At 73.8% G+C, this 18,833-nt stretch carries 15 protein-coding genes and 3 pseudogenes; 4 read left to right on the forward strand and 14 right to left on the reverse strand.

What is annotated here, in order from left to right; genetic code table 11:
* Positions 1–138: 138 nt before the first annotated feature.
* Positions 139–240: pseudogene (locus E4N63_RS31095) on the forward strand (hypothetical protein); the annotation flags it as partial.
* Between the two features lie 148 nt (positions 241–388).
* Here E4N63_RS31095 and E4N63_RS13625 read toward each other — a convergent pair.
* From E4N63_RS13625 to E4N63_RS13650, 6 genes and pseudogenes are all read right to left on the reverse strand, one after another.
* Positions 389–1,081 carry a demethylmenaquinone methyltransferase gene (locus tag E4N63_RS13625; protein ID WP_230240787.1) on the reverse strand — a complete coding sequence of 231 codons (693 nt, stop codon included), beginning with the start codon at positions 1,079–1,081 and terminating at the stop codon, positions 389–391.
* A 67-nt stretch (positions 1,082–1,148) separates the two neighbouring features.
* The gene (locus E4N63_RS13630; RefSeq protein WP_230240788.1) at positions 1,149–1,760 is read right to left on the reverse strand and encodes a Uma2 family endonuclease; all 612 of its coding nucleotides are present in this window, start codon (positions 1,758–1,760) and stop codon (positions 1,149–1,151) included.
* A 120-nt stretch (positions 1,761–1,880) separates the two neighbouring features.
* On the reverse strand, positions 1,881–2,495 hold the full coding sequence (locus E4N63_RS13635) for a hypothetical protein (protein WP_230240790.1): 615 nt from the start codon (positions 2,493–2,495) through the stop codon (positions 1,881–1,883).
* A gap of 45 nt (positions 2,496–2,540) precedes the next feature.
* On the reverse strand, positions 2,541–3,755 hold the full coding sequence (mqnC, locus tag E4N63_RS13640) for a cyclic dehypoxanthinyl futalosine synthase (protein WP_230240791.1): 1,215 nt from the start codon (positions 3,753–3,755) through the stop codon (positions 2,541–2,543).
* A gap of 226 nt (positions 3,756–3,981) precedes the next feature.
* Positions 3,982–4,776, reverse strand: a pseudogene (locus E4N63_RS13645) (menaquinone biosynthetic enzyme MqnA/MqnD family protein); the annotation flags it as partial.
* A complete protein-coding gene (locus E4N63_RS13650; protein ID WP_230242727.1) occupies positions 4,773–4,955 on the reverse strand; it encodes a hypothetical protein in 183 nt (60 codons plus the stop codon). The gene E4N63_RS13650 and the pseudogene E4N63_RS13645, both read right to left, overlap by 4 nt.
* Before the next feature lie 400 nt (positions 4,956–5,355).
* Here E4N63_RS13650 and E4N63_RS13655 point away from each other — a divergent pair, with 400 nt between their 5' ends.
* Positions 5,356–5,559 (forward strand): cold-shock protein, encoded by a 204-nt coding sequence (locus E4N63_RS13655; protein WP_019707740.1) that lies wholly within the window; start codon positions 5,356–5,358, stop codon positions 5,557–5,559.
* Between the two features lie 184 nt (positions 5,560–5,743).
* Here the strand turns inward: E4N63_RS13655 and E4N63_RS13660 are convergent, their stop codons facing one another.
* Together E4N63_RS13660 and E4N63_RS13665 are read right to left on the reverse strand one after the other, a co-directional pair.
* Entirely contained in the window at positions 5,744–7,834 is a 2,091-nt protein-coding gene (locus tag E4N63_RS13660) for an AMP-binding protein (RefSeq protein ID WP_374112759.1), read from the reverse strand.
* Positions 7,835–7,966: 132 nt separating this feature from the next.
* Positions 7,967–9,285 (reverse strand): annotated as a pseudogene (locus E4N63_RS13665) (acetyl-CoA C-acetyltransferase).
* 70 nt (positions 9,286–9,355) lie between these two features.
* Between E4N63_RS13665 and E4N63_RS13670 the strand changes: the two are divergent.
* Together E4N63_RS13670 and E4N63_RS13675 are read left to right on the forward strand one after the other, a co-directional pair.
* Entirely contained in the window at positions 9,356–10,819 is a 1,464-nt protein-coding gene (locus tag E4N63_RS13670) for a 3-oxoacyl-ACP reductase (RefSeq protein WP_230240793.1), read from the forward strand.
* A 295-nt stretch (positions 10,820–11,114) separates the two neighbouring features.
* On the forward strand, positions 11,115–11,999 hold the full coding sequence (locus E4N63_RS13675) for a MaoC/PaaZ C-terminal domain-containing protein (protein ID WP_230240795.1): 885 nt from the start codon (positions 11,115–11,117) through the stop codon (positions 11,997–11,999).
* 24 nt (positions 12,000–12,023) lie between these two features.
* Here E4N63_RS13675 and E4N63_RS13680 read toward each other — a convergent pair whose 3' ends face one another.
* From E4N63_RS13680 to E4N63_RS13705, 6 genes are all read right to left on the reverse strand, one after another.
* On the reverse strand, positions 12,024–12,725 hold the full coding sequence (locus E4N63_RS13680) for a TetR/AcrR family transcriptional regulator (RefSeq protein ID WP_125627016.1): 702 nt from the start codon (positions 12,723–12,725) through the stop codon (positions 12,024–12,026).
* Between the two features lie 179 nt (positions 12,726–12,904).
* Positions 12,905–14,410, reverse strand: coding sequence for an alkaline phosphatase family protein (locus E4N63_RS13685; protein ID WP_230240797.1), 1,506 nt, complete (start codon positions 14,408–14,410; stop codon positions 12,905–12,907).
* Positions 14,411–14,699: 289 nt separating this feature from the next.
* Positions 14,700–16,016, reverse strand: a complete 1,317-nt coding sequence (locus E4N63_RS13690) for a dicarboxylate/amino acid:cation symporter (RefSeq protein WP_374112760.1) — start codon at positions 16,014–16,016, stop codon at positions 14,700–14,702.
* A gap of 787 nt (positions 16,017–16,803) precedes the next feature.
* Positions 16,804–17,157, reverse strand: a complete 354-nt coding sequence (locus E4N63_RS13695) for a DUF4229 domain-containing protein (protein ID WP_185831214.1) — start codon at positions 17,155–17,157, stop codon at positions 16,804–16,806.
* Between the two features lie 86 nt (positions 17,158–17,243).
* A complete protein-coding gene (locus E4N63_RS13700; RefSeq protein ID WP_230240799.1) occupies positions 17,244–17,768 on the reverse strand; it encodes a GNAT family N-acetyltransferase in 525 nt (174 codons plus the stop codon).
* Positions 17,769–17,912: 144 nt separating this feature from the next.
* Positions 17,913–18,704, reverse strand: coding sequence for a UdgX family uracil-DNA binding protein (locus tag E4N63_RS13705; RefSeq protein WP_125624097.1), 792 nt, complete (start codon positions 18,702–18,704; stop codon positions 17,913–17,915).
* Between the last annotated feature and the right edge of the window lie 129 nt (positions 18,705–18,833).

The raw sequence follows: 18,833 nt of genomic DNA on the forward strand, positions 1-18,833 counted from the left end.
TGCGTACCGCTTCGCGGCGCGGGTGTTCTTCCACCAGTCGCGCAGGCCACCGAGCAGTGGGAGCGTCCCTCCACCACCATCACGCCTACCTCACGGGGGCGCGAGGTCCCCGGACCGTACAAACTGCGGTACGTCGACGTGGCCCGGGCGGACGCGGAGGAGCGCCTGACCGAGTTGCTGAGCACCCGCCGCTTCGACTTCTTCTGCCTGAACGACGTCGACACCCCGGCGGCCGAACAGGAGCGGGTGGCGGCCCGGCTGCACGCCTTCCTGGAGGAGTACTTCCCCCTTCCCGAGCCGCTTCGAGCGCTGACCGGCAGCGGTCCCGCTCCCGCAACACCGGTTCCGCCGCGCCGGCCTGCCGTGTGCCTCGGAAGGCCGGCCCGGTTCAGGCCCGGATGCCCCGGTGCAGGGCCACGATGCCGCCGGTCAGATTGCGCCAGGCCACCTTCGACCAGCCCGCCTTCTGCAGCCGGGCCGCCAGCGCCGGCTGGTCGGGCCAGGCGCGGATCGACTCGGCCAGGTAGACGTACGCGTCGGGGTTGCTGCAGACCGTGGTGGCGATCGGCGGCAGGGCGCGCATCAGGTACTCGGTGTAGACGGTGCGCAGCGGGGCCAGGGTGGGGTGGCTGAACTCGCAGATCACCACGCGGCCGCCGGGCTTCGTGACCCGCAGCAGCTCGGCGAGGGCGGTGTCGGTGTCCTGAACGTTCCGCAGGCCGAAGGAGATCGTCACGGCGTCGAAGACCCCGTCGGCGAAGGGCAGCCTCGTCGCGTCACCGGCGGTGAACGGCAGATGCGGTTGCCGCCTGCGCCCCTCGCGGAGCATGCCGAGCGAGAAGTCGCAGGGGACGACGTGCGCTCCGGCGGCGGCGAAGGGCTGGGAGGAGGTGCCGGTGCCGGCGGCCAGGTCGAGCACCCGCTCCCCCGGGCGGGCGTCCACGGCCCGCACCACGGCCTTGCGCCAGAGCCGGGTCTGGCCCAGCGACAGCACGTCGTTCGTCAGGTCGTACTTGGGCGCCACGTCGTCGAACATGGCGGCGACTTCGTGCGGCTGCTTGTCCAGGGAGGCTCGGGTCACCGTTCCATTGTGGCCGGTGCCGGCGGGGACCGGTGCGGCGGGGGCGCACCGCTCTCCGCCGCGCCTGTCACAGCTCCACAAGGCTGTGGAGGTCGATCGTCACGGGGAACGGAAGATTTGTGTCGAGCTTCCCGCTGTGGGACGGGTGCGCGGGGGCGGGGACGTACATGCCCAGGTCGTGGTGGAGCCACAGCTCGTGCACCACCGGGAGGCCGTCGTCACCCCGCTCCACCCGCCAGTAATACGGCACCTTGGCCTCCGCGAACATCGCCGGCTTGCGCACCCGGTCCTCCTGGCGCGAACCCGGTGTGACGATCTCCACGACCAGAGCCACCTTCCCGACGGGCACGCACTCGGCCGTGAAGAAGTCCAGATCCCGCTTGTCGTAGACGGTGATGTCGGGCTTGGTGACGTTGCGCTCGTCGATGAGGACGCGACGCTCCACGTTGACGGCGAAGGGCTCTCGCCGTGCGCTCTTGAGCCGGTCGTACGTCCCGTCCCGGACCCCGTCGTGCCACAGGGCCGTCATCCCACGAACCACGATGTTCCCGTCCACCAGTTGCCAGTCGAAGGGCAGCTCCAGGTCCTTCACCTGGTCGAAGCTCCAGCCTTCTTCCGGCGGGTACATCCAGGTGTCCGGAGTGGCCTTCTGCCGTTCGGCGACCATCGCTACTCCCATGGGACGCATCATGGACGGGCGTGCGGATCACGGTTTACAGGTACGACCGTACCCTCACCCGAAGTGATGGCGAGGTGTTCCGCGCTGTTGACGGGCACCCGCCCGGAAAGGACCCGCGACTCAGGCCCGGCGGTGGACCAGGCGCCCCGCGATGACCGTGGCCAGGCAGCGGACGGGCTCCCCGCCGGGGGTGTCCGGGGCGGCGGGCCGCAGGGCAGAGGTGCCCGGGGCCGCGAAGACCGCGAAGTCCGCGCGGGCGCCCGGGGTGAGCGGCGGAGGTGCGGCGGGGCCGCCCGGCGGCAGGACGCGGAGCCCGGAGCGGGAGACGACGGTGCGGACCCTCGGGCGGGTGAAGGGCCCGGTCAGGCCGGTCGTGCCGGTGGCCAGCAGCTTCTGGAGGGCGCGCCGGGCGCTCTGGCCCCACCGGGTGTCGGTCATCTCCAGGGCGGCCACGGCCTCGCCCGTGAGCGGGGCGCTGCCCAGTTCGTCCACCTCATACGGGTCGTCGGGGTGGTAAACCGACTCCAGCAGGGTCCGGGCGCCGGGCTCGTGGCGGCCCGGGGTGAGTTCGCCGTCCCATTCCCGGACCCGGGCCCGTCCGCCGTACTCGCCGAGCAGTTCCTCGTACGGGCCGATGGCCGCGATCCGGTCGCCGTCCACGACCAGCGCGTGCCCGGGGAGCGGCTCGCCCTCCGGCGTGCGCCGCACCACCCGTGCGCGGTGGATCGTCAGCACCGGCCCGTCCTTCCCGATCGGAGTGTTCCGGCCGCCCCGCCGGGCTCAGCCCGCGTCGACGAGCTTGAGCTCCGGGTGGGCGGTGCCGCCCTCGATGGCCGTGGAGGAGAAGTGGGAGACGACGTGGTCGTCGACCGGGTCGTTCGCCGGGTCGTCGTGCACCACGAGGTGCTCGTACGTCGTCGCGCGCTGTGCCGGGACGCGCCCGGCGGCGCGGATCAGGTGGAGCAGCTCCAGCCGGTCGGAGCGGTGCTTGGCGCCGGCCGAGGAGACGACGTTCTCCTCCAGCATCACGGAGCCGAGGTCGTCCGCCCCGTAGTGCAGCGAGAGCTGGCCGACCTCCTTGCCGGTGGTCAGCCAGGAGCCCTGGATGTGGGCGACGTTGTCGAGGAAGAGCCGGGCGATGGCGATCATCCGCAGGTACTCGAAGAGCGTGGCCTGCGTCCGCCCCTTCAGATGGTTGTTCTCCGGCTGGTAGGTGTACGGGATGAACGCGCGGAAGCCACCGGTCCGGTCCTGGACGTCCCGGATCATCCGCAGGTGCTCGATCCGCTCGGCGTTGGTCTCGCCGGTGCCCATCAGCATGGTGGAGGTCGACTCGACGCCCAGCCGGTGCGCGGTCTCCATGATCTCCAGCCAGCGCTCGCCGGACTCCTTGAGCGGCGCGATGGCCTTGCGCGGCCGCGCGGGCAGCAGCTCGGCGCCCGCGCCCGCGAAGGAGTCGAGGCCGGCGGCGTGGATGCGGCGGATCGCCTCCTCCGGCGTGACGCCCGAGATGCGGGCCATGTGCTCGACCTCGGAGGCGCCGAGGGAGTGGATGACCAGCTGCGGGAACGCCTTCTTGATCGCCGCGAAGTGCTTCTCGTAGTACTCCACCCCGTAGTCCGGGTGGTGACCGCCCTGGAACATGATCTGGGTGCCGCCCAGCTCGACGGTCTCGGCGCAGCGGCGCAGGATGTCGTCGAGATCGCGGGTCCAGCCCTTGGCGGTGTCCTTGGGCGCGGCGTAGAAGGCACAGAACTTGCACGCCGTCACACAGACGTTGGTGTAGTTGATGTTGCGCTCGATGATGTACGTCGCGATGTGCTCGGTGCCGGCGTAGCGGCGGCGGCGTACGGCGTCGGCCGCGGCGCCCAGGGCGTGCAGCGGCGCGTGGCGGTAGAGGTCGAGCGCTTCTTCCGGGGTGATCCGGCCGCCCTCGGCGGCACGGGCGAGTACGGCTGCGCGGTTCGTACCCGCAAGCTCGGAGTTCTCGGGCACCGGGGCGTCCCTTCCGGAAGATTCTGTGGACCGATCCAGCGTACGTCAGCGGTCCGGCGCATCCGGAGGGGCCGTCCGGGAGTGTGGTGACCCGCGCCCGGGTTCCGCGGGTCGGCCGGGCCCGGGCCGGCTAGTGCCGCGGCAGTGCGCCCGGCGCGGACCGGCCGCCGGCTTCCCCGTCCTCTCCGTTCCTGTCCTCCTCGCCGTCGCCCTCGTCCTCGTCGCCGAGCAGCCGCACCCGGACGTCCGCCGGGTATCCGCTCGTCGGCCCGGTGCGGCGGGCGAACTCGGCGATGCCGGCGAGCTGGCGCGGGCCGAGGCTGAAGTCGAGTGTGGTGAAGTACCGTTCCAGCACCTCCGGGCCGAAGGCCTCCCAGCGCGCGGCCTGTTCCGCGACCTTGCCGACCTCCTCCAGCGACAGGTCGCGGGAGGCCAGGAACGCCTCGTGCACCCGGCGCACCACCTCCGGCTCCCTGGCCAGGTAGTCGCGCCGTACCGCCCAGACGGCGAAGACGAAGGGCAGCCCCGTCCACTCCTTCCACAGCTGTCCGAGATCGTGGACCTGCAGTCCGTACCGGGGGGCGTCGTGCAGGTACGCGCGGAGCGCCGGGTCGCCGATCAGCACCCCGGCCTGGGCCTCGCGCATCATCAGGCCCAGGTCGGGCGGGCAGCTGTAGTAGTCGGGCCGGATGCCGAAGCGCTCGGCCAGCAGCAGCTGGGCGAGGCGGACGGAGGTGCGGGAGGTGGAGCCGAGCGCGACCCGTTCCCCGTCGAGCTGCTCCAGCGGGACCTGGGACACGATGTGGCAGGACATCACCGGGCCGTCGCAGCCGACGGCGATGTCGGGGAGCGCGACCAGCTCGTCGGCGTGGCGCAGGAACTCCACGAGCGTGACCGGGCCCATGTCGAGGTCGCCCCGGATCAGCTGCTCGCTGAGCTTCTCGGGGGTGTCCTTGCGCAGGTCGAGGTCGAGCAGGGTGCCCGTGCGGGCGAGGCCCCAGTAGAGGGGCACGCAGTTCAGGAACTGGATGTGGCCGACCCGGGGACGGTCGCGGCTGTGGTCACGGCTGTGGTCACCGCCGGTGGCGGCGTCCCCGGCTGTCCGGCCGGCGCGGTCCGCTGCCCGGTCCGCTCGCTCTGTGCTGTCTGCCCGGTCTGCTCGGCCGGATTCGTCTGCTCGGTCGGAATGGTCCACTCCATGAGGCTAACTCCGTCTCCCGGCAGGCTCGGGAGCGGGGCCGTACGGCGGACGCGGGCGGGCGCAGCGGTGTGTACGGCGGACCGGCACTCCGCTCGCGCGCGTCCCGTGGGGAAGCCGGCCGGTAACGGACGAGGAGCGGGCACGTGTCGGCCGACCGGCCGGTACGGGCGGAGGTCCGGTGCAGGTCACGGCTGTCGCGACGGCTCCCGGATACACCCCACGAACGAGTGATCTTCGCCTCTTTCCTGCCGCAGAGAGCCCGTGCTAGGCTCGCCGCAAGTTGCAGTTTGGTTTCCCTTGCAGTACAGAGCCTGCGGATCATGTGACTCCGCGGGCTTTTGTTTTCAGACTTCTTGCAGGTTCTGGAGCAGGGCAACCCTTTGGCCCAAGGAGGGCTTTATGGCTACCGGAACCGTCAAGTGGTTCAACGCCGAAAAGGGCTTCGGTTTCATCGCCCAGGACGGCGGCGGCCCCGATGTCTTCGTCCACTACTCCGCGATCAACGCGTCTGGCTTCCGCTCCCTGGAGGAGAACCAGACCGTGAACTTCGACGTCACCCAGGGCCCGAAGGGCCCGCAGGCGGAGAACGTCACCCCGGTCTGATCCCGCAGGGATCTCCGGGTCGGCCCATCGCGGCTGACGCGCAGTACCCAAGGAGCCCCGCTCCCCCGCTTCGGCGGGGGCGGGGCTCCTGCCCGTCCGGGCGGGCCGGGGCCGCGGACGGCCGGACCCCGGGTGCCGGCTCCCGAGCGGACCGGCACCCGGGTCCGCCCGCCCGGGGGCGGGCTCAGGAACGCCGGTACAGCTCCTCGATGTCCTCCGTGAAGTCCCGCAGGATCACCTGGCGCTTCAGCTTCATCGAGGGGGTCAGATGGCCCCTGTCCTCGGTGAAGTCCACCGGCAGCACCCGGAAGCGGCGGATCGACTCGGCCCGGGAGACCGAGGCGTTCGCGTCGTCGACGGCCCGCTGGATGTCGGCGAGGAGTTCCTCGTCCCGCACCAGCTCGCCCAGCGGCACGTCCAGTTTCTTCCGCATCCGCCGCCAGTGCAGCAGCCCGTCCGGCTCCAGGGTGACCAGGGCCGTGACGTACGGGCGGTCGTCGCCGATGACGAGGCACTGGCCGACCAGCGGGTGGGCCCGCAGCCGGTCCTCCAGCGGTGCCGGGGCGACGTTCTTCCCGGCCGCGGTGACGATGATCTCCTTCTTCCGGCCGGTGATGCTGAGATAGCCGTCCTCGTCGAGGGCTCCCAGGTCGCCCGTGGCGAACCAGCCCCCGGCGTCGGTCTCGGCGCCCCGGACGGCCGCGCCCCGCGCCGCGTCCCAGTAGCCGCTGAACACCTGGCCGCCGCGGAGCAGCACCTCGCCGTCCTCGGCGATCCGGGCCGCGGCGCCGGGCAGCGGCATGCCGACCGTGCCGAGCCGCGGCTTGAGGGGCGGGGTGACGGTGGCGGCGGCGGTGGTCTCGGTGAGCCCGTAGCCCTCGAAGATCTCGATGCCCGCGCCCGCGTAGAAGGCGGCGAGCCGGCGGCCGAGCGGGGAGCCGCCGCAGATGGCGTACCGCACCCTGCCGCCGAGCGCGGCCCGGATCCGCCGGTAGACCAGCGGGTCGTAGAGCGCGCGGGCGGCCCGCAGGCCGGGGCCCGGGCCGGGTCCGGTGCCGTGCTGTTCGGCCTCCCGCGCCTCCCCGTACCGCTGGGCGATCTTCGCGGCCCGGTCGAAGGAGGAGGCCCGGCCCATCTTCTCCGCGGTGGCGCGGCCGGTGTTGTAGACCTTCTCCAGGACGTACGGGATGGCGAGGAGGAAGGTCGGCTGGAAGCCGGCCAGCGCGGTCAGCAGGTCCTCGGTCCGGATGCTGGGCTGGTGCCCGAGGCGGACCCGGGCGCGGAGGCAGCCGATGGCCACCATCCGGCCGAAGACGTGCGACAGCGGCAGGAAGAGCAGGGTGGAGGCGGGGTCCTTGCTGACCGACTTGAAGACCGGGTGGAGCAGTTCGATGGCGTTGTCGACCTCGGCGAAGAAGTTGCCGTGGGTCAGCACGCAGCCCTTGGGACGCCCGGTGGTGCCGGAGGTGTAGATGAGGGTGGCGATGGTGTCCGGGCCGAGGCCGGCCCGGCGGGCGGCCACCTCGGAGTCGGGGACGTCCCTGCCGGCCGTCACGAGCAGCTGGACGGCGTCGGTGTCGAACTGCCAGAGGTGCTTCAGCCCCGGCACGTCGGGACGTATGCCGCTGATCAGCCGGGTCTGGGTGACGTCCTCGACTGCGCAGGCGACGGCGCCGGAGTCCTCGATGATCCAGCGTGTCTGCTCGGCCGAGGACGTCGGGTAGATCGGGACGGTGACGAGGCCGGCCGCCCAGGCGGCGAAGTCCAGCAGCGTCCACTCGTAGCGTGTGCGGGCCATGATGGCCAGCCGCTCGCCGGGGGCGAGACCGTGGGCGATCAGGCCCTTGGCGACGGCCAGCACCTCCTGGGCGAAGGTCGCGGCGCTGACGTCGCGCCAGCTCCCGTCCTCCCGGACCCGGCTGAGGACGATCTCCCCCGGGGCCTCGACGGCGTTGTGGAACGGGATGTCGGCGAGCGAGCCCTGCTCGACGGGCGCCACGAGCGCGGGGACGGCGACCTCGCGGACGGTGCCGTCGACCACGGTCAGCGCCGGCTCCGGCGACTCGGGCGGCACCGCGCCGCGGCGGGGGCGGAGGCGGGAACGGGACACGGGCGGCTCCTCTTGTCTCGGCCGCCCGGGCGGGCGGCACCGGACGGGGTCCGGGGCGGCCGCGGGCGGGCGGAGGCCCCGGCTCCGTGGGGAGGGGAGCGGGGCGGCGGGATCAGCGGGGGCGTGCGGGGCGGGCGGTCGTACGAGGCGTGGGGGTTGGCTCATGCGCGCGAGTCGGGAGTCGGTGCCGGGTGTCGGTTTCGGCTGCGAGGTCGGGGCCGGGGGCCGGGGCCGGGCTGCGGAGGTCCGGTGCTGCGGCGGGGCTTTCCGGGCCCGCGGGCGGAACCGCCCGCCGGATCAGGGCCGTTCGAGGATCGCCGTCACCCCCTGGCCGCCTGCCGCGCAGATGGAGATCAGGCCGCGCCCCGGTGCGTCGCGCTCGGCGAGCAGCTTGGCGAGCGTGGCGACGATCCGTGCGCCCGTCGCGGCGAAGGGGTGGCCGGTGGCCAGTGAGGAACCGGCGACATTGAGCCGGTCCCGGTCGGCCTCGGGCAGGCCCTGCTTCCGCCAGGCCGCCAGCGTGGCCAGCACCTGGGAGGCGAACGCCTCGTGGATCTCCAGCAGGTCGAAGTCGTCGAGCCCGAGCCCGGCGCGCTCCAGCATCCGCGGCACGGCGTACGCGGGTGCCATCAGCAGGCCGTCCTCGCCGCCGACGTAGTCGACGGCCGCCGTCTCGTACGCCGTGAGGTAGGCCAGCGGTTCGAGGCCGCGTTCGGCGGCCCACTCCTCGCTCGCCAGCAGGACGGTCGCGGCACCGTCGGACAGCGGGGTGGAGTTGCCCGCCGTCATGGTGGCGTCCCCGTCCCCGCCCCGTCCCCGTCCCTGTCCGCGTCCGCGTCCGCGTCCGCGACGCCGAACACCGGCTTCAGGCGCGCGAGTTTCTCCGGGCTCGAGTCGGGGCGGAGATTCTGGTCCCGTTCCAGGCCGCGGAAGGGGACGACCAGGTCGTCGAGGAAGCCGCGGTCGTAGGCGGCGGCGAGGCGGCGGTGGCTGGTGGCGGCCAGCTCGTCCTGCTCCTCGCGGCCGATGCTCCACTCCCTGGCGGTGCGGGCGGCGTGCTCGCCCATCGACAGGCCGGTGCGGGGTTCGGCGTTGCGCGGGATGTCGGGGACGAGGTGACGGGGGCGGACCCCGGCCAGCGCCCCGAGCCGCCCGCCGAGGGAGCGGGCGCGGCGGGCGGCCAGCAGCAGCCGGCGCAGTTCGTCGTTGACGCCGAGCGGGGCGTCGCTGGCCGAGTCCACGCCGCCGGCGACGGCCGAGTCGATCTGCCCCAGCGCGATCTTGTTGGCAGCGGCGATGACGGCCTGGAGCCCGGTGCCGCACGCCTGCTGGACGTCGTAGGCGGGGGTGCGCGGGTCGAGTTCGCTGCCGAGCACGGTTTCGCGGGCGAGGTTGAAGTCCCGGCTGTGCTTGAGGACGGCGCCCGCGGCGAACTCCCCGAGCCGTGCGCCTCCGAGGCCGAAGCGCTCGACCAGGCCGGCGAGGGCGGCGGTCAGCATCCGCTGGTTGGAGGCGGTGGCGTACGGGCCGTCGGCCCGCGCGAAGGGGATCCTGCTGCCGCCGAGGACGGCGACGCGCCGCGCCTCGGTGGCGAGGAGGGTGGTGCGGGGACTCATCTCGACCAACTCCTGACCCGGGAGTAACCTTACTGCGAAGTAAATTTACGCCACGGTGAGGAGTTGGCCAATGGCCGATCGCTATCTTCGTTTCACCGGGACCGCTCCCGGCCGGTTCCTCACCCGCCGGCTGGGCCTGCCCCGCCCCGCGCCCCTGCACCGCTGGTCGCCCGAACGGCCTTCCCTGGACGGTCCGTTGCTCCGGCTGACGGTGGCCGCGCCCTGCCCCGGTCTCGCCGGGGTGCTGAACCGGACCGGACCGCCGGTGCGCACGGAGCACCGGGAGGGCGACGGAACCGCCGGCACCGGGCACCGGGGCACCGCCCCGTACGCCGCGGTCGTCGTGGACGCCACCGGCGTGGACGGCCCGGACGCGCTGCACGAGGTGCACGCCGCACTCCACCCCGTGGTGCGCTCGGTCGCCACCGGAGGCCGGATCGTCGTCCTCGGCACCGCGCCCGGCCCCGCGGACCACCACCGGGCCGCCGCGCAGCAGGCCCTCGAAGGCTTCGTCCGCTCCCTGGGCAAGGAGATCGGCAAGGGCTGCACGGTGAACCTGCTGCGGCTCGACCCCGGCGCGGAGGGGACTGCCGCCCTGGGCGCGGCGGCAGCGGCGGCGGAGTCGACGCTGCGCTTCCTGCTCTCGCCCAAGTCGGCGTATGTGAGCGGCCAGCCGATCACGGTGCGCGCGGACGTCGTCGGGGCGGACGGGGCGGACGGGCCCGAGGGACCGCAGCCGGCCGGGGCGGGTGGCCCAACCGACGGCGCATCCGACGGCGCCGCCGCGACGGACTGGACCCGGCCGCTGGCCGGCACGACCGCGCTCGTCACCGGCTGCGCCCGCGGCATCGGCGAGTCGGTCGCCGAGACCCTCGCCCGGGACGGCGCACGGGTCGTCTGCCTCGACATACCGTCCGCGGAAGGCGAGTTGGCCGCCCTCGCCGAACGTCTCGGCGGCACCGCCCTGCCCCTGGACATCACGGCGCCCGAGGCCGCCGACCGCATCGCGGCGGCCGTGCCCGGCGGGCTCGACATCCTCGTCCACAACGCCGGCATCACCCGGGACCGCAGGCTCGCCAATATGGCGGCCGACCGCTGGGACCAGGTGATCGACGTCAATCTGGGCAGCGTTCTGCGGGTGACGGACCGTCTGCTGAAGGCCGGTGCCGTGCGCCGGGGCACCGGCCGGATCATCGCCACCGCCTCCATCGCCGGCATCGCCGGCAACGCCGGGCAGACCAACTACGCGGCGAGCAAGGCCGGGATCATCGGCTTCACCCGTTCCCTGGCACCGCGCGCGGCGGCCGAGTACGGGGTGACGGTCAATGCGGTCGCCCCCGGCTTCATCGAGACGAAGATGACGGCGGCGGTGCCGCTGCTGATCCGGGAAGCGGGGCGGCGGATGAACTCCCTCGCGCAGGGCGGCCTGCCGGTGGACGTCGCCGAGACCACGGCATGGCTGGCGCAGCCCGCCTCCGGCGGGGTCAACGGGCAGACCGTCCGGGTCTGCGGGCAGAGCCTGCTCGGGGCGTAACGCCTCCGGCGGGGTGGGGTGGCTCCGGGCGGCGGTGTCGCACGGGTTGCCCGGGTGCGGTTCCGGGCGCCCCGTGCGGGTCCGGCGGCCGCGGCACCGCTGCCCGTTCCTCCGCGCTTCGCGCGGGTGTTGCCCTCCCGCCCCGACACCCCGTACCGGCGGCGAACCGCCACCGCGGCAGGGCCCTCCGGAACCGGCCCGGACCGAGCGGGACCTGACAGACCCACCAGCCACGATTCCGACGGAGCCCCCATGACCACCCGACCGCCCGGCGCCTCACCCGCTCCCGCGCCTCATGCCCGCCCTCGGCCGGGGTGTGCTGACCGGGATCGGCAAGCGCCCCTCGGCCGGCGCGCCGCTCCCCGGCACCCGGCTCCTGCTGCCGGCCGCCCGGATCGACACCGGCCGCGTCCTCCGCTACGCCCGCGTGTGCGGCTTCCGGGAGACCGATCCGCTGCCGATCACCTATCCGCACATCCTGGGTTTCCCCCTCGCCGCCCGCCTCATGGGCGACCGGGCCTTCCCGCTGCCCCTCCTCGGCCTGGTGCACACCGGCATCGAGATCACGCAGCACCGGGCGCTGCACCCGCACGACCGTCCCGAGCTGACCGTCGGCATCCCCCGGCTCCTCCCCCACCGCCGCGGCACGGAGGCCGTGGTCGTCACGGAGGCCCGGATCGACGGCGAACCGGTCTGGACGGACCGCAGTACCTATCTGGCCCGCCACCGCACCCCGGAGCCCGGCGGCGCCCCGGAGCCCGGCCGCACCACCGAGCCCGGCCGCGCCACCGGGGAAAGCCGGGGACCGGACGCCTCCCGCGGTGCCGGCGCGGAGGTGCTCCCCTCCGTCGCCGAGTGGGAACTCCCCGCCGATCTGGGCCGCCGCCATGCCGCCGTCTCCGGCGACTACAACCCGATCCACCTCCACCCGCTGACCGCGCGGCCCCTCGGGTTCCCCCGGGCCATCGCCCACGGCATGTGGACGTTCGCCCGCTGCGTGGCCGAGACGGGCACGCCGGGCGCGGAACGCGTCACCGTGCGGGCGGAGTTCAGGGCGCCGGTCCTGCTTCCGTCGACCGTCGCCTTCGGCCGCCTCGGTTCCGCCTTCGAACTGCGCGGCGGCCGGGACGGCTCCCGGCTGCACCTCACGGGGACGGTGACCACCCCCGGCGGGGCCTGACCGGCCCGGCCGGCCCGCCCCCGCTCAGGGGTTCCGGGCGGTGGCCTTGCCGCGCGGGTGCCAGGGGCGGCCCTCCATCAGATTGGCGAGGCCCGCCCAGGCGAAGTTCATCATCAGCGCCGCGGTCTCCTTCGCCGACGGCCGGTCCGCGCCGTCACCGGTCGCGCCGCCGGTGAGGGCGCCGGTACCGCCGCCCCCCTCGCCGCCGGGGTCGTTGGCCCATCCGGCCAGCGATTCGGCGGCCCCGACCAGGGCGTGCGCCAGTCCGGCCACCTCCCGGTCGGCCAGATCCGGAACGCAGTCGTCCTCCCGCGCCGCGGCGGCGATCAGCTGCGTCACGAAGGTGACGATCTCCTCCCGCATGGCCGCGAACTCGCTGACGAAGGGCTCTCCGTGCGTACGGGCCTGGTTGTGCAGCACGGCCCAGCCGTCGGGGCGTTCGGCGGTGTGGGCGAAGAAGCCGCGCAGTCCGCTCCAGAGCTGCTGGTCCGGCGGGGCGTCCTGCGGCTCGACGGCCGCCCGCACGGCGTCCACCAGGGCCGCCGCCTCCCGCCGGATGCAGGCGCTGAACAGCTCTTCCTTCGAGTTGAGATACAGATAGACCAACGGCTTGGAGACACCGGCCAGTTCGGCGATCTCGTCCATCGAGGCGGCCCGGTAGCCGCGCCGGGCGAAGATCGTCACGGCCGCGTCCAGCATCTGCTGTTCCCGCACCGCCCGCGGCATCCGCTTGCCCCTGGTGCCCGTCACTGTCCGCCCCTCCACCGTGCCTACCGAGAGGTAAGTTTACGGCCCGCCCTCCGGCCGCATATGCCAAACGGCTTCCCCGCCCGCCGGAAAACACCGCCGGCCCCGGCAGAGCCGCCCGGGCACCGGCGACTCCGCCGGGAACCCCCGGACGCCCCCTACCGCACGAAGGCGTCCCGGCGGGCCGTGCCGTCCCAGCCGCCGGGCGGCCGGCCCAGGCCGTACAGGGCGGCGACCGTGGGGGCGACGTCGATGGTGCGGGCCGGGGCGTCGCTGACGGCGCCGCGCCGGACCAGCGGGGAACCGCCGGACACGAAGAAGGGGATGGGCAGCGTGGCCGGGTGGCCGTGGTTGCCGGGGATGGGGTTGGAGATCGGCAGCGGGTCGGAGAAACGGTAGCCGGGGCGCACATACGCCACGAGATCACCGGCCTCCGGGCCCAGCCGCAGCTCCCCGGGGGCGTGCACGGACAGCACCCCCTCCTCCGCGAGGACGATCTCCCGCATCCGGGCCACGGCCCGGCCCCGGTCGGCGTCCGGCCCGGTCCAGTAGAGGAGGTCCGCGCCGCCGTTCTGCGCGATGACGCAGCGGTCCTTCAGCAGCGGGTCCTCCGCCAGCAGCGGGGCGAGGCTCACCATCGCGAACGGCAGCGACCAGTCCATCGAATGGTCGGCGAGCACGATCAGGACGGAGTCCTCCCAGCGGCCGGTGTCCTTCAGGTGCCGAACGACCCGGCCGATCTGGTAGTCGGTGCTCACCAGGGCGGCCCTGCGGGCCAGCTCGAGCGTGCCGCCGGTGAGGTCGCTGTGCCCGACCCGGTCGACGTCACCGAAGTTGACGAACATCAGGTCGGGGTCGGCGCTGTCGATCATCGAGATCACCGCGTCGGCCGTGAAGCCGTCCGGTGCGTGCTCCGTGATCGGCAGCATCGGCTCCGGCTTCCAGTGGAAGTCCGCCCGGGTGTCGAAGATCCCGTGCAGATAGCGCTTGGACAGCACGGAGCCGCTGGTGCGGCCGGTGGCGCGGAGCAGTTCGAAGAGGGTGACGGCCCGCAGGTCGGCGGGGCGGTCCAGGTCGCGCACGGTGCGCTCGGTGCGGTCGTACACGGCGTTCGCGGGGACACCGGAACGGTCGGGGCGCACGCCCGTCATCATCATGACGTGGTTGGGGATGGTCTCCATGACCGGCAGCGACTGGGCGGCCGGGTAGGTGGTGCCGGTGTCGCGCAGCGCGGACAGCCGGGGCATGAACAGCGGCCGGATCTCGTCGGGCCGGCAGCCGTCGACGACGATGACGTAGGTGCGCAGCCGGCCGGCGGGACGGGCACCGGCGGCGCGGGCGGTGGAGGCGCCGGGGCCGACGATGACGCCGCCGGCGCCGCCGGCGACCGTGGCGAGGAACGAGCGGCGGGACCAGCGGGACCGGTCGGTGGGGGCATGAGGGCTCCGGGTGGGGCTGGGCCGCCGCCCGGTGGGAACCGGACGGCGGGCGGGGGGGAGGGGAGGGGACGGTCCTCGGCTTCCGGTACCGGTCCCGGTTCCGCGGGGACGGCACCGGCGGCGGGCCCGTCCCCGCGGTGGCGGGGCGGACGGCCCGCTCGGGGCGGCGGTGGCGGGGGTGGTGCGGCCCGCCGTTGCGAGGGCGTACGCCGCATTCCAGGGCACGCGGGTGTCCATATGGCAACTCACCGGTAACTTCTCGGTCCCGACCGGGAGATGTGGCGCACGCGACAGTCCGGAGCGGTGGCGGTGGCGCCCGCGACGTCTCCCCTACGCCGATTGCCGTCACCGGCACCCGAGTTGCCGCCCGACCCGCCGGACCCCCGACCAGCCCGACCGGGCCAACGGCGAGGGCCGCCGGGGCCGGTGATGCCCTCACCGGCCCCGACGGCCCCGAACCGTCCGGACCCGCGGACCGGGCGGTCCCGCCCTCCCCTCGGAGGACGGCTCCCCGCTACGCCCGTCCGGCGGCGGCCCCCACGGGCTCCCGCCCGGGGCCGCCGTCCCCGGTGTTCTCCCCGTCCCGCACCGCGTCGGTGCCGTCCGGGTCGAACAGGGTGGCGTTGTCGTACGCCTCCCGGTCGAGGATCTTCTCCCGTGCCGCGACGACGATCGGCACGGCCGACTGCCCGGCCACGTTCGTCGCGGTGCGCATCATGTCCAGCACCGGGTCGATGGCCAGCAGCAGGCCCACACCCTCCAGCGGGAGGCCCAGCGTGGAGAGGGTCAGGGTCAGCATCACGGTGGCACCGGTCAGTCCGGCGGTGGCCGCCGAGCCGATGACCGAGACGAAGACGATCAGCAGATAGTCCCCGATGCCCAGCTGCACACCGAAGATCTCCGCGATGAAGATGGCGGCGAGGGCCGGGTAGACCGCGGCGCAGCCGTCCATCTTCGTCGTCGCGCCGAACGGGACGGCGAACGACGCGTACTCGCGCGGCACGCCCAGGCGTTCGGTGACCCGCTGGGTGACGGGCATCGTACCGACCGAGGAGCGGGAGACGAACGCCAGCTGGATCGCGGGCCAGGCGCCGCGGAAGAACTGCAGCGGGCTGACCCTGGCGACCGTCGCCAGCAGCAGCGGGTAGACGCCGAACATCACCAGCGCGCAGCCGATGTAGACGTCCGCGGTGAAGGTCGCGTACTTGCCGATCAGATCCCAGCCGTAGGAGGCGATGGCGTTCCCGATCAGGCCCAGGGTGCCGAGCGGGGCGAGGCGGATGACCCACCACAGGGCCTTCTGCAGCAGGGCGAGCACCGACTCGCTGAACTCCAGGACGGGGCGGGCCCGTTCGCCGGTCTTCAGGGCGGCGATGCCCGCCACGGCGGCCATGAAGACGATCTGCAACACGTTGAGCTCGGTGAACGGCGTGATGACGTTGGTCGGGACGATGCCGGTCAGGAAGTCGAGCCAGGAGCCGGCGCTCTCCGGGCGGGCGCCGTCGGCGGGGGTGAGGCCGGTGCCCTCGCCGGGGTTGGTGAGCAGGCCGATGGTGAGGCCGATGGCCACGGCGATCAGCGAGGTCGCCATGAACCAGAGCAGGGTGCGGGAGGCCAGCCGGGCGGCGTTGTTGACCTTCCGCAGATTGGTGATCGAGACGAGGATCGCGAAGAAGACGAGCGGGGCCACCGCCAGCTTCAGCAGCTGGACGAAGAGGCCGCCGGTGCGCTCCAGGGTGGCGGCCAGCCAGGCGATGTCCCAGGTGCGGGCGGCCCAGCCGAGCAGCACACCGAGGACGAGACCGAGAAGTATCTGGGCCCAGAAGGGCACGCGGGGAAGTCGAGGCGTCCGGCCGGGGGTTCGTGCTGTGCCGGACGGGCCCGGGGAGCCGGCCGGGCCGGGAGAGCCGGAGGGCTCGGGCGCATCAGGGGCGTTGGGGGAGGAAGCGGTGGTCACGGACACACCCGTCGGTAAGAGGTGGAAGGGGAGGAGGGGGACGGGCCGCACCGGCCCGGACCGCGCCCCAACCGCAGCGGACCACGGCGGCGCGGGCGCGCGGAGGACGGCGGCACGGACACGGGGGCGGGACGGACTCCGGCGACGGACGGCCGTGGAGGGCGGCCGCCGCCCGGCCGGACGGACCCGGGGCAGACCGCGCCGGAAACGCGCGGGCGTGCGGGAACCGGGGACCCGGGGCGGTGGGCGGCCGTGGTCGCACCCCGCGCCCTCACTCGGGCGGTACGGGGCGGCAGCACGGCTGCTCGGTCGCGTCAGTGGCGGCGACAGGCCGCGGAGAGGCAGCGGCAGAGATCGACATGAAGGCGTGCCACGAGCGGGATGCCCGGTGTGCAGTGGCGCGCGGTCGTCGTCATGCGCACCACCGTAACACCGGACCTGGGAACCGCAAAGATGAGCGACGGTATCGCTTCACATCGAAGGCTCGGAGACGATCCAGCCTGGAGATCATCCATTTGAGCAGCAAGAACCCCGCCGGAAGCGGTCGCTTCGACGGCGGGGTGCGGGGTCGCCCGGAGCGCCCTTCGGAGCGCTCTCCGCAGGAAGCCCTGACGAGCCGGGGCGGCGGGCCCGGAGCGGGCTCACGCCCCGGGCGGCGGGCTCAGCCCTGGGCGTGGGCGGCGTCGTCGGCGCCGTCCTCCTGGCGCTGGTCGGCGGCCAGCCGCTGCTTGGCCCGCTCCACCTTCTCCACCACCTGCTCGGACATCGCCAGACGCTGCTTCCGCAGCAGCACCCAGCTCAGCGGCGCGGAGAGCACCAGACCGAGCAGGATGACCCAGAACACCTGCGAGTCCCCGACCCCCGCCGGGACCACACCGAGATAGCTCAGTCCCCAGGCCGCCAGGAAACAGGCGGCGAACAGGGCGAAGCGCAGGACGGTGTAGCGGATGGCGGCGTTCTGCCCGCCACTGGCGCTGCTGCCACTGGTGCTACTGCTGCTCGTGCTGCTGCTCACGGGAGGAACCTTCTTCGCGGCGGCGACCGAATGGGCCGGTATGGCTGGTATGGCTGTCCTCCAAGTGAAGCACAGCGCCCCTGCCGTCAATCCAGCGGCAGCCACATGGTGATGTCGTCCCGGTAGTCGTCCTCCGCGACCTTGATCGCGTCGGGCACCCGGCCGACCTCCTTGTAGCCGCAGGCGGCGTAGAAGCGGTCGGCGCCGGTGCCGCCCCGGCAGGTGAGCCGGAGACCGCGGATGCCCTCGGCACCGCGCGCGGCGTCCGCGACGGCGGCCATCAACTCCCTTCCCGCGCCCTGCCCCTGGAGGGAGGGGTGCACCATGACGGTGTACACCCACAGCCAGTGGCGCATGAGCCGGTGGGTGTTGAGGGTGAGGAAGGCCGTCGCCATCGGACGGCCCCGCTGGTCGGTGCCGACGACCAGACGGCTGCGCCCCTCGACCATCGCCACCAGCTGCCTGACCAGCTCCGGCCGGATCTCCCCGGGGGTCACCGGTGGCAGGAAGCCGACGGCGCCCCCGGCGTTGGAGACGTCCGCCCACAGCGAGAGGATGCCCTCCCGGAGTTCGGGGGACACGGGGGGATCCAGGGTGAAGGTAAGTGGCACGGTGCGATACTAGCCCTTACCCGATCGACACTCAATCGGCACGGTGAACGCTGTGGGACACCCCGGTCCGGCCGGACCGCCGGGAGCCGCGAGCGCGAGCCATGAGCCGTGCGTCGGGCCTCGGGCGCCCGCGACCGCCGGCCCTCAGTCGTCCAGCACTCCGGCCGCGATCCGCAGATCCGCGACCAGCCCCGCACGCACCGCCTCGCGGTCGTCCTCCGCGCGCAGCACGGCGGACGGATGGATCGTCGCCACCAGCGGGCCCTCCCAGGCCGCACCCGCGGCCTCCCCGCCACCGCCGGCCCGGCCCCCGTGCCCCTCACCATCACCGCTCTCCGGCCCCGGCTTCGGCTCCGGGGCGGACCAGGTCAGCAGCCGGCCGCGTTCCTTCGTCACCCGGAACGCGGAGCCGAGAAGCGCCTTGCCCGCCGTCGCCCCCAGGGCGACGATCACCTCCGGGTCCAGCAGCTCCAGTTCGGCCGCGAGCCAGGGGCGGCACGCGGTCATCTCCCGCAGGGTCGGCGGCTTGTGGATGCGCCGCTTGCCGCGCTCGGCCCGGCGCTCGAACTTGAAGTGCTTGACGGCGTTCGTGACATACGCCTCCCCCGGGTCGATGCCCGCCTCGGCCAGGGCCTCGTCCAGCACCCGGCCCGCCGGGCCGACGAACGGCTCCCCGCGCCGGTCCTCCTGGTCCCCGGGCTGTTCCCCGAGGAGGACGATCCGGGCGGAGGCGTCACCGCGGCCGAAGACGGCCTGCGTCGCGTCCCGGTGCAGCGGGCAGCCGCGGCAGCCGGCGACGGACTCGCGGAGCGCAGCCAGGTCCGCCCCGCGCGGCACGAACGGCGCGGCGTCGTACCGCTCCTCCGGGCCGCCGCCACCGCCGGTCCCGCTGCCCCGGGTCTTCTCGCTGCCCCGGGTCTTCTCGGTGCGTCCCATACGGCGCGGGTACCCGGCCGCCACGGGACCAGTCCGGGCGCACGTCCGCCCCGGAGGCGCGACGCGTCGTACGCGCATCCGGGGCGGACGGAACGAAGGAACAGCGGAGCCGGAGAAACGGAGGACCCG

The organism is Streptomyces sp. MNU89 (genome assembly GCF_020982505.1).
Taxonomy (GTDB): Bacteria; Actinomycetota; Actinomycetes; order Streptomycetales; family Streptomycetaceae; genus Streptomyces; species Streptomyces xinghaiensis.